Genomic DNA, 11,585 nt, shown 5'->3' on the forward strand with positions numbered 1-11,585 from the left:
CGGGCTCGCCGGCGAAGCCCGCCGGGTCCTCCAGGGGGACGGGCCCGCCGGGTCCCGGTGCGGTGCCCGGCTCCGACCTGCTCGCGCCGCCGTCGCTCACACCTGGACCTTGTCCTCGATCGCCCGCACGATCCGCTCGACGGCCTCGTCCACGGCGATGCCGTTGTCCTGGCTGCCGTCGCGCAGGCGGAAGGACACCGCCCCCTTCTCCTGGTCGTCGCCGCCGGCGATGAGCAGGTAGGGCACCTTCTCCTTGGTGTGCGTGCGGATCTTCTTCTGCATCCGGTCGTCGGAGGCGTCGACCTCGACGCGCACGCCGCGCGCCCGCAGCTTCGAGGCGACCTCCTCGAGGTAGGGCACGTACTCGGCGGCCACGGGGATGCCCACGACCTGCACCGGGGAGAGCCACACCGGGAACGCCCCGGCGTAGTGCTCCAGCAGCACCCCGAAGAACCGCTCGATGGAGCCGAACAGCGCGCGGTGGATCATCACCGGTCGCTGGCGCGATCCGTCCGGAGCGGTGTACTCCAGCTCGAACAGCTCCGGCTCGAAGAAGTCGAGCTGGATGGTGGAGAGCTGCCAGGTGCGGCCGATGGCGTCCTTCGCCTGCACGGAGATCTTCGGGCCGTAGAACGCGGCGCCGCCCGGATCGGGCACGAGGTCCAGGCCGGAGGCGGTGGCCACCTCCTCGAGGGTGCGGGTCGCCTCCTCCCAGGTGGCGTCGTCGCCCACGGACTTCTCCGGGTCGCGGGTGGACAGCTCGAGGTAGAAGTCGTCCAGGCCGTAGTCGCGCAGCAGGTCCAGGACGAAGCCGAGCAGGCTGCCCAGCTCCTCCTTCATCTGCTCCCGGGTGGTGTAGATGTGCGCATCGTCCTGGGTGAAGCCGCGGGCACGGGTCAGGCCGTGGACCACGCCGGACTTCTCGTAGCGGTAGACGCTGCCGAACTCGAACAGCCGCAGCGGCAGGTCGCGGTAGGACCGCCCGCGGGAGCGGTAGACGAGGTTGTGCATCGGGCAGTTCATGGGCTTGAGGTAGTAGTCCTGGCCCTGCTTGGTGACGTTGCCGTCCGCGTCCACCTCCTCGTCCATGTGCATGGGCGGGTACATGCCCTCGGCGTACCACTCCAGGTGCCGGGAGGTCTCGAAGAGGTTCTTCTTGGTGATGTGCGGGGTCGAGACGAAGGAGTATCCCGCCGCGACGTGCCGGCGGCGCGAGTAGTCCTCCATCTCCATCTTGATCATGGCGCCCTTGGGGTGGAACACCGGCAGGCCCGAGCCGATCTCGTCGGGGAAGGAGAACAGGTCCAGCTCGGAGCCCAGGCGGCGGTGGTCGCGGCGCTCCGCCTCGGCGATGCGCTCCTGGTGGGCGCGCAGGTCCTCCTTGCTGGCCCACGCGGTGCCGTAGATGCGCTGCAGCATCGGGTTCTTCTCGCTGCCGCGCCAGTAGGCGGCGGCGCTGCGGGTGAGGGCGAAGCCGTTGCCGATGAGCCTGGTCGAGGGCAGGTGCGGCCCGCGGCAGAGGTCGGTCCAGACCACCTCGCCGCCGCGGCGCACGTTGTCGTACATGGTCAGGCCGCCCTCGCCGACCTCGACGCTGGCGCCCTCGCCGGCATCGGCCGCCTGGGACTTCAGGCCGATCAGCTCGAGCTTGTACGGCTCGGAGGCCTCCTCGGCGCGGGCCGCCTCGTCGCTGACCTCGCGACGCACGAAGGCCTGGCCCTCCTTGACGATGCGCCCCATCCGCTTCTCGATCTCCTTGAGATCCTCCGGGGTGAAGGGGGTCTCGACGTCGAAGTCGTAGTAGAAGCCGTCGGTGATGGGCGGGCCGATGCCCAGCTTCGCGGCCGGGTTGATGGCCTGGACCGCCTGCGCGAGGACGTGCGCGGTGGAGTGGCGCAGGATCGACAGACCGTCCTCGCTGGTGATCTCGACGCCCTCGACGGTCCAGCCGTCCTCCAGGACCGTGTCGAGGTCCTTCAGCTGTCCGTCCACGCGCAGCGCGATGACGTCCTTGCGGCCCTCGTAGAGCGCGGTGCCGGTCGTCCCCTCCTCGATGCGCTGCGGGCTGGAGTCGAGGGTGATGGCGATCTGGGGCACGGCGTGTCTCCTAGGTTTCGGGGCGAGCCGGCCGACCGTGCCGGCTCCGCTGGTCATCCTATCCGCGACCGGAGGCCGAGCCGGTCGGGTGCCGCCGCCCGCCGGTCCCGGGAGCAGCTCGCTCCCGCGGCCCCTGCAGGGGCAGGCGGAGCGTGAGGGTGGACCCCTCGCCCTGCCAGGACTCGAGCACGGCGGTGCCGCCGTGGCGTTCGACGATCGCGCGCAGCAGCGGCAGGCCCAGCCCGGAGCCCTCGATGCCCCGGGCGGCGCTCCCCCGCCCCAGCTCCTCCCACACCAGGGGCAGCTCCGCGGGGGCGATCCCCTGTCCGGTGTCGGCGATCTCGAGGATCACCTGGTCCTCTGCGGCCCGGCCGCGCAGTTCGACGGCGTCCCCGGGCCGGGAGTACTTCACCGCGTTGGACAGGGCGTTGACCAGGACCAGGAACAGCAGGTCCTCGTCACCGGGGATGCAGGGCAGCGGGCGCGGCGCCCGGGGCAGCGCGACGGAGAGCCGTCGCTCGTCCGCCCCGGGCACCTCGCGGATCGCGGCGACGGCCTCCTCGGCGAGGGCGCTCGGATCGACCTGCGTGAGCTCCAGCGCGGTGTGCTCGACCTCACCGATCTTGCGCAGGTCCCCGAGCAGGCGCACCAGGCGCTGGGACTGTGCGTCGATGCTCGCGCGCTGGCGGTCGGAGGGCTCGTCGGCGAGCGCGGCACGGATGCCCTGCAGAGGGTTCTTCAGCTCATGGTCCAGCCGGGAGAGCAGCCGCCGGCGGCGCTCCGCGTGCTCGCGCAGGATCTCGCGGTGCTCTCGCTGCGCCCGTCGACGCGCGGCACGCCAGCACACTGCTCCGGGGACGGCCAGCAGCGCGAGCGCCGCGCCGGCGGCGAGGGGGATCCAGGCGAGATCGGTCAGGAGGTAGACGGGCCCTCCCCCGCCGGTCGTCCACCAGATCAGGCTGGCCGCGGCCCCGAGCAGCGGAGGCCCGACGACCAGGAGCACCGGCAGGGCCCGCTCCCGGCGGGGGCTCATGCCCGCTCCACCGGGTGCACGAAGCGGTAGCCGGCCCCGGGCACGGTCTCGAGGTAGGTCGGCGCGGCCGCATCGTCCCCCAGCACCCGCCGGATCTCGGCGATGCGGTGGTCCACCGCGCGGGTGGTGACGATCGCATCGAAGCCCCAGACCGTCTGCAGCAGGCGCTCGCGGGGGAAGACCTCGTCGGGATGGGACATGAGGAACTCCAGCAGGGCGAAGGCGCGCGGGGTCAGCGGTGCCTCGGCCCCGGCGAGGACCACGCGCCGCGCCGGGCGGTCGATGCGCAGCGGACCGGCCCGCAGCGCTCCCGCCGCGCTCAGCGGAGCGGTCCCGCGGGCGGTGCGGCGCAGCACCGCCCGGATCCGTGCGAGCAGCTCATGGGGGTCGAAGGGCTTGTTGAGGTAGTCATCGGCCCCCTCGTCCAGGGCTGCCGCCCGCTCGAAGCTCTCCCCCACCTGCGTCAGCAGGATGACGGGCAGCCAGTCGTGGTCGGCGCGGATCCTCCGCAGCGTCTCGCGGCCGTCCAGCACCGGCATCATGACGTCCAGGATCACGAGGTCCGGCTGCGCGCGACCGATGCTGCGCAGGGCATCGGCCCCGTCGGCGGCGACGTCGACGCGCAGCCCGCTGCGCTCGAGCACCGGCGGGAGGTGCTCGCGGATGGTCGCGTCGTCGTCCACCAGCAGGACGCGGGGTCGTGCCGGGCTCGGCGGGGCCGTCGACGGCGTCATCCGTCGTAGCGGATCTCGACGCGACGGTTCTGGGCGCGGCCCGCGGGGTCGTCCTGTCCGTCGACCTCCTCGGCGGCGACCGGGCGGGTCTCGCCATATCCGGTGACGGTCAGCCGGAGGTCCGGGCGGGAGACGGCGATGGCGTCGGCCACCGCCCGAGCACGCTCCTCCGAGAGGACCTGGTTGCCGCGCACGTAGGGGACGGAGTCGGTGTGGCCGTCCACGGCGACCTCTGCGCCCTGCGGGATCTCGGCGACCAGCTCGCCGATCCTCGCCGCGGCGGGGGCGTCGAGCTCCGCGGAGCCGAAGTCGAAGAGGATGTCCGAGGAGAGCGTGATCTCGGTCCGGGAGCCCTCGGTGGTGATCGTCTCCAGCGGGGTGATGCTCGGGGCCAGCGGGGTGATCGAGGGGTCGAGCGCCGTGATGCCCGGATCCAGCGGGGTCACGTCGTCGTCCGCGAGGGCGGTGCCTGCCGGCGCCAGGAGGAGGGCGAGGCCGAGGGCGGCGGAAGCGGTGACGCGCCTCATGAGATGGGCACCCCGCTCGCGAGGGGAGCGCCGTCCACGAGCAGCACGTCCATGGTGGTGACGTCCTCCGGCGGCGCCGCGAAGGAGGCGTAGGCGTACAGCGTCTGGCCGGGGCGGAACTTCGCGCCCTGATAGTCGGTCTGCGCCGCGCCGCCTCCGAGCACCTCGTGCTTGTTCAGGTTCACGGTGTCGATCGCGTACGGGTGCCATCCCTGACTGCCCAGGTAGTCGTAGATCCATCCCTCGGCGTCCGACGTCTCGCTGTGCACGGTGAAGGAGTAGGTGGCCACCAGGGTCCCGCCCTCGCGCCGCAGCCCGTGCAGGGAGACGGTCATCGTCGCCGTCGGGTCCCCCTCCACGATCGCGGGGACCTCGGCGCTGGCGACGGGCTCCCCCAGCGCGGTCAGATCGACGCCCGCGGCAGCGGCGTCCTCGTCGACGACCGCGTCCTCGGACGGGGCGCCGGCGGCGCTGCCGGCGGGAGCGGAGGTCCCCGGGGTGCTCTGCTCGTCGGGGCCGATGTCCCCGGTGCCGACCTGGCAGCCGGTGAGCATCAGCGCGCCCACCAGGAGGGCACCGCCCACGAGGTGCCGTGCACGGAGGCGAGCTGGGTCGATGGCGGTCATGACGGTCTCCTCGATCTGTGTCCCGCGGCGGCGCCGCGTCCTGACCTCGACGCTAGCCATGCTCCGTCGCAGCGCTGTCGCGCCCGCGTCTCAGGTCGACGATACTGCGTCGCGATCCTGCGACAGGGGTGGTCGCCGACATCGCCGAGGCGGACGCCGCCAGCAGGTCGGCCGCGAGGCACCTGGACCGATCAGACCAGCCGTTCTAAAATCAGTACATGCGTTCTGACAGGGCGGAGGCGGGCACCACGGCGGGGCTCCACGGACCGGCGCCGTCGTTCATCGAGACGTCCCGGCGAGCCCAGCTGATCCAGGCCGCGGTGGTGACGGTGAACGAGGTCGGCTACCACCGGGCGTCCCTGGCGGAGATCGCGAGAAGGGCGCACATCGTCAAGAGCGCGGTGGCGTACTACTTCGCGTCGAAGGAGGGGCTCCTGCTGGACGTGGTGCAGACGGTGTTCGGCGCTCTCGGAGAGCGCGTGCTGGCGGCGGTGGACGGGATCGCGGACCCGGTGGCGCGCCTGCGGGCGTATGCGGAGGCGTACGTCGCGCACGTGGACGAGGAGCGTCATGCGATCGCGGCGGCGGTGGAGATCGTCGTCTCGCACCGCACGGCCGACGGCACGCCGCTCTATCTCGTCGAGGACGAGGAGGACTCCGCCCTTTTGCGCAGCATCCTGCGCGAGGGCATCGACCAGGGTGCCTTCGCGGCGATGCCGCTCGATGTCGCGACCGGGCTGGCCGAGAGCGTGCTGGATCGCGCGATCACGCTCGTCCAGCGCGACCCCGAGGCGGAGCTCAGCGCTCTGCGTGCGCACATCGTCCCCTTCCTGTTCCGGGCCGTGGGAGCGCCCGATGGCTGAGCCGGTGCGCGGGATCGGCTACGACGCCGGCGTGCTCTACGAGAAGGGCTTCGAGAGCAACCCCGGCTTCACCCCGCGGCGCGCCCGCCGCGACATCCGGGCGATCCATGAGGAGCTCGGCTGCGACGCGGTGCTGATCATGGCCGGCGACCCCGACCGCCTCGCGGTCGCGGCCCGCCTCGCCGCGGAGGAAGGGCTCGCTGTGTGGCTGCAGCCCCGCCCCTTCGATCAGCCCCGCCATATGCTCGTGCAGGCCGTGCGCGCGGCGGCCGACACCGCGGAGCAGCTTCGTGCATCGGGCGCCGATGTCGGGCTGGTCGTGGGGTGCGAGCTCACGCTCTCGACGCCGGGCATGCTCCCGGGCCCGACGTTCTGGACCCGAGGGGCTCTGCTGCCGCTGACGTCTCCGCTGCTGCCGCTCGCGAACCTGCGGCTGCGGCGACTGCTCGCCGCGCTGGTCGGCGAGGCGCGGGAGCGCTTCGCCGGGCCGGTGTCCTACGGGGCGGGGAGCTGGGAGCGTCCGGACTGGTCGATCTTCGATGTCGTCGGCGCCGACCGCTTCCGCGACGCACGCACCCTGTGGCGGTTCGAGGACGACATCCGCGCGCTCGTCGATCAGGCCCACGCGCAGAGCAAGCCCTGCTGCATCTTCGAGTTCGGCTCCTGCACCTATCGCGGTGCGGCCGCGAGAGCCTCCACCGCGGCGGGAGTGCTCCGCGGGCGCACCGAGCTGTCGGTGCCGAAGGACCTCGTGCGCGACGAGCCGGAGCAGGCCGAGCACCTCCTCGAGCTCCTCGACGTGTTCGACCGTGCAGGGGTGGACGGCACGTTCGTCTGGGGATTCAGCGAACCCGCCCTGACAACCTCCGACGAGCCCGGCCGGGACCTCGACCTCGCCAGCTACGGAATCGTCACCGCCCACGCCGACGGCACCTGGACTCCCAAGCTCTCCTTTCACGCCCTCGCACACAGGTATCGGGGAACACCATGACGACAGCACCGGACCCGCGCTCCCGCCGGCTCGCCGCCGCCGCCTGGCGGATCGCGCTGGCCCTCCTTCCGCTCGGCGCGGGGCTGTTCCTCGTGGCGGGCATGTTCCCCCCGTCCGAGGATCCCTCCGCCCCCGGGACGCTGGGCGCGCGGATCGCGGCGGGCATCGTGATCAGCGCCGCCTCTCTGGCCGTGATCGCACTTCTGGTCCGGGTCGCCGACCGCCGCCGGATGAGCGAGGCGGGGCTCACGAGCGTGCGCACGGGATGGCGGCTGGCCCTGTGGGGCGCGTTCATCTGGACCGTCCCGTCCGCAGCGACCTTCGGGGTGCTCGCCCTCCTCGGCAGCCCGCTGACGGCGACCCTCACCGGGCCGGAGCTCGCCCGCACCGTCCTGCTGCTGCTGATGGCCGTGCTCCTGTCCGAGGCGATTCCCGAGGAGGCGGTCTTCCGCGGGTACGTGACCACGGTGCTCGGGACCCTCACCCGCGGATGGGGCGTCATCGTCGTCCAGGCGCTGCTGTTCACCCTCCTCGCCGCGATCCTGCGGCAGAACGCCGATCCGGCCGATCTCTCGCTCTTCCTCTCGATGGGCATCGGCTTCGGCTACCTCCGGATGGTCACCGGCTCGGTATGGATGCCCATCGGGTTCCACACCGCCTTCCAGACCGGCTCGCAGCTGGTCCTCTCCCAGGACGCGGTCGGCTTCGCCGGCGGCACCGGCGCGGCGATGCTCGCACTGGGCGTCATCCCGTTCTCGGTCGCCGCGATCCTCGTCAGCAGCACCGGCATCCCCCGCATCGTCCACCCCGGCCCCGACCGCAGCAGCTGACGGCATACCGGGGGCGGACGCCGGCGCCTCGCCCCTCGATCCGCGGGAGTCCGAGATCCGCGGGAGTCCGAGAGGGATCGCGCGCGCAGGGATGTCCGACCCCGGAGACGACGAACTGCCGCCTCCCGGGACGGGAGACGGCAGCACACGCGGGTCGGACGGGACATGCCGACGGCATGACCTGCACCATCGTGGTGGGCGATACTGGGATCGAACCAGTGACCTCTTCCGTGTCAGGGAAGCGCGCTACCGCTGCGCCAATCGCCCGTGCGGGACGGGGTGGAGGTGGGTACGGGATTCGAACCCGTGTACACGGCTTTGCAGGCCGTTGCCTCGCCTCTCGGCCAACCCACCAGGGGCGACGCCTCCCTGGATCCCCACGGAGGCGCCATCAGAAACGGCGCTCCCGGACTGACCGGGGGCGCCGTTCGCTGGAGCGGACGACGGGACTCGAACCCGCGACCCTCACCTTGGCAAGGTGATGCTCTACCAACTGAGCCACGTCCGCGTATCGGCTGGGCCGACGAGGAGAGACTCTACGCGGCGCCGGGGCCGCTCGCAAACCGAGGTGCGGCGCTCGTGGGGCAGGTCACCTCCGGGTTCGGCGAGGAGGCCGCCCGGCCGATTCCCCACCGAACGGACGCCTCCGCACCGACGCCCCGGGCCGGCGGCCGAGCTCCCCGGCCGACGCCGGAGGGCACGGGTCGGCGTCCGAGCACCCCGCGCCGGCGACCGGGGCACGGCCCGGCGCGCGCGGGGGCGAGGGATGGCGATCCTCCCCTGCGCGCCGTGCGCACCTGCCTCCTCTGCGCGCCGTGCGCATCTACCCCATCGCGGCGCCGACAGCGCTGCGTGGCACGGGTGTTCCACCCCACAGCCCCACGGTTCGAATCGGCCGCGGACCTCGTGTAAAGTACTTCGAGTCGCCAGGACGGCGGCACCGGAGCGGAGAGCTAGTCTCGACGCCCTGGGCGATTGGCGTAGTGGTAGCGCGCTTCCTTCACACGGAAGAGGTCACTGGTTCGATCCCAGTATCGCCCACGGCGAGATCCTTGGATCTCGCACTGCGGACGTGGCTCAGTTGGTAGAGCATCACCTTGCCAAGGTGAGGGTCGCGGGTTCGAGTCCCGTCGTCCGCTCCCGTCCTCGGGGATCCTCGGATCCCCGAGGGGCATCCTGCGGGATGCGCACGGGCGATTGGCGCAGCGGTAGCGCGCTTCCCTGACACGGAAGAGGTCACTGGTTCGATCCCAGTATCGCCCACTCTCTGAGAGCCCCGGCCCCGGCCGGGGCTCTTCTCGTCGCGGCGCCGCCCCGGGCCCGCCCCGGTCCCATGCCTCTGCGGGACCGACGTCCGCGATGCGCCGCCGAGCACGTGATGCACGCGGGCCGCGCCGCCGGTCGCCGACCTCCGGCGTTCTGCGCGGCGCGCAGCGGCATGCCGCTACCCTGAGCCCATGCAGATCTGGCCGGGTCACCCGTATCCGCTCGGTGCCACCTACACAGGCAGCGGCACCAACTTCGCGCTCTTCTCGGAGGTGGCCGAACGTGTCGAGCTGTGCCTCCTGGACGAGGACGGCACCGAGCGGCGCATCGAGATCACCGAGGTCGACGCCTACGTGTGGCACGTCTTCCTTCCCTCCGTCCATCCGGGGCAGCGTTACGGCTTCCGGGTGCACGGCCCCTACGACCCGCCCTCGGGGCACCGCTGCGATCCCAGCAAGCTGCTGCTGGATCCGTACGCGAAGGCGATCGCCGGGATGGCGACCAACCATTCCTCGCTGTACTCGTACGACTTCGAGGACCACTCCCGGCGCAACGAGGAGGACTCGGCCGCGCACACCATGCACTCGGTGGTCGTCTCCCCCTTCTTCGACTGGGGCAGCGACCATCCGCCGGCGCACGACTACCACGACACGGTCATCTACGAGGCCCACGTCAAGGGCCTGACCATGCTCCACCCCGGCATCGACGAGTCGATCCGCGGCACCTACGTCGCCATGGGCCAGCCCGAGATCATCGACCACCTCACCTCGCTGGGCGTGACGGCCGTCGAGCTGATGCCGGTGCACCAGTTCGTCCAGGACGGGCACCTGGTGGAGAAGGGCCTGCGCAACTACTGGGGCTACAACACCATCGGCTTCTTCGCACCGCACAACGAGTACGCCCACGGCGGCGACACGGGGCAGCAGGTGCAGGAGTTCAAGCAGATGGTCAAGAGCCTGCACGAGGCGAACATCGAGGTCATCCTCGACGTGGTCTACAACCACACCGCCGAGGGCAACCACCTGGGCCCGACCCTGTCCTTCCGCGGCATCGACAACGCCGCGTACTACCGTCTGGTGGACGAGGACCGCGCCCACTACTACGACACGACCGGCACCGGGAACTCGCTGCTCATGCGCACCCCGCATGTGCTGCAGCTGATCATGGACTCGCTGCGCTACTGGGTCACCGAGATGCACGTGGACGGCTTCCGCTTCGACCTCGCCTCGACGCTCGCCCGCGAGCTGCACGAGGTGGACCGGCTCTCGGCGTTCTTCGACATCATCCAGCAGGATCCGATCATCTCCCAGGTCAAGCTGATCGCGGAGCCCTGGGACCTCGGGGAGGGCGGTTACCAGGTGGGCGGCTTCCCGCCCCTGTGGTCGGAGTGGAACGGCCGCTATCGCGACACCGTCCGCGACACCGGTCGCTCGCAGCCCGGCGTGCTCGGCGACTTCTCCTCCCGCCTGGCCGGGTCCTCGGACCTGTACCAGCACACGGGGCGCACGCCGATCGCCTCGATCAACTTCATCACCGCCCACGACGGCTTCACGCTGCGCGATCTCGTCTCCTACAACGAGCGCCACAACGAGGCCAACGGGGAGGGCGGCAAGGACGGCGAGAGCCACAACCGCTCCTGGAACTCGGGCGCCGAGGGCCCCACCGACGATCCGGAGATCAAGGCCCTGCGCCTGCGGCGGGCCAAGAACTTCATGGCCACCCTCCTGGTGAGCCAGGGCGTGCCGATGATCCTCCACGGCGACGAGATGGGCCGCACCCAGCAGGGCAACAACAACACCTACTGCCAGGACAACGAGCTGTCGTGGGTGAACTGGGACCTGGACGAGGACCAGAAGGCGATGCTCGCCTTCACGCGCTCCGCGATCCGTCTGCGTCGGCGCCACCCGATCGTGCGCCGGCGCCGCTTCCTGGGCACCAAGGGCTCCACCGCCTCGAGCCTGCCGGACGTGATGTGGCTGGGCACGGACGGGCACGAGATGAGCTCGCAGGAATGGCAGGACCCGCAGAACAAGTGCCTGGTGGTCTTCCTCAACGGCTCGGCCATCCCCGAACCGGGGGCGCGCGGGGAGCGCATCGAGGACGACTCGGCGCTGATCCTGTTCAACTTCGCCGGCAACGACGTCATCTTCACGCTCCCCGAGGCGCGCTTCGGCAGCACCTGGACGGTGATCTCCGGGACGGCCGACGAGCTCGCCATCGGCGACGTCCTCGAGCCGGGCCAGACGATCACGCGTCCCGCCTTCTCCGTGCTCCTGCTGGGACGCCGCCCGGAGGATCTTCCCGCCGCGGCCGATGCCCCCAGGTCCTCGGCGACCGGGCCCATCCCGGCGCAGGCCGCGGGCGATCCCGCCGGCGCTGCGGAGACGGACGGCACGGAGCCGGGCGCCCCCGAATCGGAGGACCCGGCCGACGAGCCCGAGGACGGCTCCTCCGGGGCCGACGGTGCGGACGAGGATCCGGCCGACGCCGACGCCGAGGCCGTGGACCCCGGGGCCGAGGATGCCGGGTCCGCGGATGAGGGGACCGGCGAGGCCGACGCCGAGACCTCCGCGCAGGCCGATGACGCGGCGGCGGGGGACGGCGAGGCCGCCCCCGAC

8 protein-coding genes, 6 tRNA genes and 1 pseudogene are annotated in these 11,585 nt (G+C 71.7%); 7 read left to right on the forward strand and 8 right to left on the reverse strand.

Going from position 1 to position 11,585, the window contains the following annotated elements; translation table 11 throughout:
- Positions 1–96: 96 nt before the first annotated feature.
- Genes thrS through BF93_RS02915 form a run of 5 tightly spaced genes read right to left on the reverse strand, consistent with a single transcriptional unit; the run spans position 97 to position 5,017 of the window.
- On the reverse strand, positions 97–2,097 hold the full coding sequence (gene thrS, locus BF93_RS02895) for a threonine--tRNA ligase (RefSeq protein WP_038370376.1): 2,001 nt from the start codon (positions 2,095–2,097) through the stop codon (positions 97–99).
- Positions 2,098–2,155: 58 nt separating this feature from the next.
- Positions 2,156–3,130 carry a sensor histidine kinase gene (locus BF93_RS02900; protein WP_084148198.1) on the reverse strand — a complete coding sequence of 325 codons (975 nt, stop codon included), beginning with the start codon at positions 3,128–3,130 and terminating at the stop codon, positions 2,156–2,158.
- The gene (locus BF93_RS02905; protein ID WP_038370378.1) at positions 3,127–3,864 is read right to left on the reverse strand and encodes a response regulator transcription factor; all 738 of its coding nucleotides are present in this window, start codon (positions 3,862–3,864) and stop codon (positions 3,127–3,129) included. The genes BF93_RS02900 and BF93_RS02905 overlap by 4 nt, the downstream gene beginning before the upstream one ends.
- A complete protein-coding gene (locus tag BF93_RS02910) occupies positions 3,861–4,391 on the reverse strand; it encodes an OmpA family protein (protein ID WP_038370379.1) in 531 nt (176 codons plus the stop codon). The genes BF93_RS02905 and BF93_RS02910 overlap by 4 nt, the downstream gene beginning before the upstream one ends.
- Positions 4,388–5,017, reverse strand: coding sequence for a hypothetical protein (locus BF93_RS02915; protein ID WP_051486435.1), 630 nt, complete (start codon positions 5,015–5,017; stop codon positions 4,388–4,390). Before BF93_RS02915 ends, BF93_RS02910 begins: the two co-directional genes overlap by 4 nt.
- Before the next feature lie 218 nt (positions 5,018–5,235).
- Here BF93_RS02915 and BF93_RS02920 point away from each other — a divergent pair, with 218 nt between their 5' ends.
- From BF93_RS02920 to BF93_RS18785, 3 genes are read left to right on the forward strand one after another with little or no spacing between them, the layout of a single operon-like run.
- Positions 5,236–5,880, forward strand: a complete 645-nt coding sequence (locus BF93_RS02920) for a TetR family transcriptional regulator (protein WP_051486436.1) — start codon at positions 5,236–5,238, stop codon at positions 5,878–5,880.
- A complete protein-coding gene (locus tag BF93_RS02925) occupies positions 5,873–6,871 on the forward strand; it encodes a hypothetical protein (protein WP_038370380.1) in 999 nt (332 codons plus the stop codon). Before BF93_RS02920 ends, BF93_RS02925 begins: the two co-directional genes overlap by 8 nt.
- Positions 6,868–7,701 carry a CPBP family intramembrane glutamic endopeptidase gene (locus BF93_RS18785; RefSeq protein WP_051486437.1) on the forward strand — a complete coding sequence of 278 codons (834 nt, stop codon included), beginning with the start codon at positions 6,868–6,870 and terminating at the stop codon, positions 7,699–7,701. The genes BF93_RS02925 and BF93_RS18785 overlap by 4 nt, the downstream gene beginning before the upstream one ends.
- 192 nt (positions 7,702–7,893) lie before the next feature.
- Here BF93_RS18785 and BF93_RS02935 read toward each other — a convergent pair.
- The 3 genes from BF93_RS02935 to BF93_RS02945 form a co-directional block, all read right to left on the reverse strand.
- A tRNA-Val gene (locus BF93_RS02935) sits at positions 7,894–7,968 on the reverse strand.
- A gap of 13 nt (positions 7,969–7,981) precedes the next feature.
- Positions 7,982–8,055 (reverse strand) — tRNA-Cys (locus BF93_RS02940).
- Positions 8,056–8,133: 78 nt separating this feature from the next.
- Positions 8,134–8,209 (reverse strand) — tRNA-Gly (locus BF93_RS02945).
- A gap of 461 nt (positions 8,210–8,670) precedes the next feature.
- Here BF93_RS02945 and BF93_RS02950 point away from each other — a divergent pair.
- From BF93_RS02950 to glgX, 4 genes and pseudogenes are all read left to right on the forward strand, one after another.
- Positions 8,671–8,742, forward strand: a tRNA-Val gene (locus BF93_RS02950).
- A 25-nt stretch (positions 8,743–8,767) separates the two neighbouring features.
- Positions 8,768–8,840, forward strand: a tRNA-Gly gene (locus BF93_RS02955).
- Between the two features lie 52 nt (positions 8,841–8,892).
- A tRNA-Val gene (locus BF93_RS02960) sits at positions 8,893–8,964 on the forward strand.
- A gap of 194 nt (positions 8,965–9,158) precedes the next feature.
- A pseudogene (gene glgX, locus BF93_RS02965) lies at positions 9,159–11,270 on the forward strand (glycogen debranching protein GlgX); the annotation flags it as partial.
- Positions 11,271–11,585: the final 315 nt, after the last annotated feature.

Origin of the sequence: Brachybacterium phenoliresistens, assembly GCF_000576425.1 — a bacterium.
In the GTDB taxonomy this organism is placed as follows: domain Bacteria; phylum Actinomycetota; class Actinomycetes; order Actinomycetales; family Dermabacteraceae; genus Brachybacterium; species Brachybacterium phenoliresistens.

Bases quoted from the DNA above. Each gene is read 5' to 3' on its own strand.
- BF93_RS02925 (WP_038370380.1), top strand. From the start codon at position 5,873: ATGGCTGAGCCGGTGCGCGGGATCGGCTACGACGCCGGCGTGCTCTAC.
- BF93_RS18785 (WP_051486437.1), top strand. From the start codon at position 6,868: ATGACGACAGCACCGGACCCGCGCTCCCGCCGGCTCGCCGCCGCCGCC.
- BF93_RS02900 (WP_084148198.1), bottom strand. From the start codon at position 3,130: ATGAGCCCCCGCCGGGAGCGGGCCCTGCCGGTGCTCCTGGTCGTCGGG.
- BF93_RS02915 (WP_051486435.1), bottom strand. From the start codon at position 5,017: ATGACCGCCATCGACCCAGCTCGCCTCCGTGCACGGCACCTCGTGGGC.
- BF93_RS02910 (WP_038370379.1), bottom strand. From the start codon at position 4,391: ATGAGGCGCGTCACCGCTTCCGCCGCCCTCGGCCTCGCCCTCCTCCTG.
- BF93_RS02920 (WP_051486436.1), top strand. From the start codon at position 5,236: ATGCGTTCTGACAGGGCGGAGGCGGGCACCACGGCGGGGCTCCACGGA.
- BF93_RS02905 (WP_038370378.1), bottom strand. From the start codon at position 3,864: ATGACGCCGTCGACGGCCCCGCCGAGCCCGGCACGACCCCGCGTCCTG.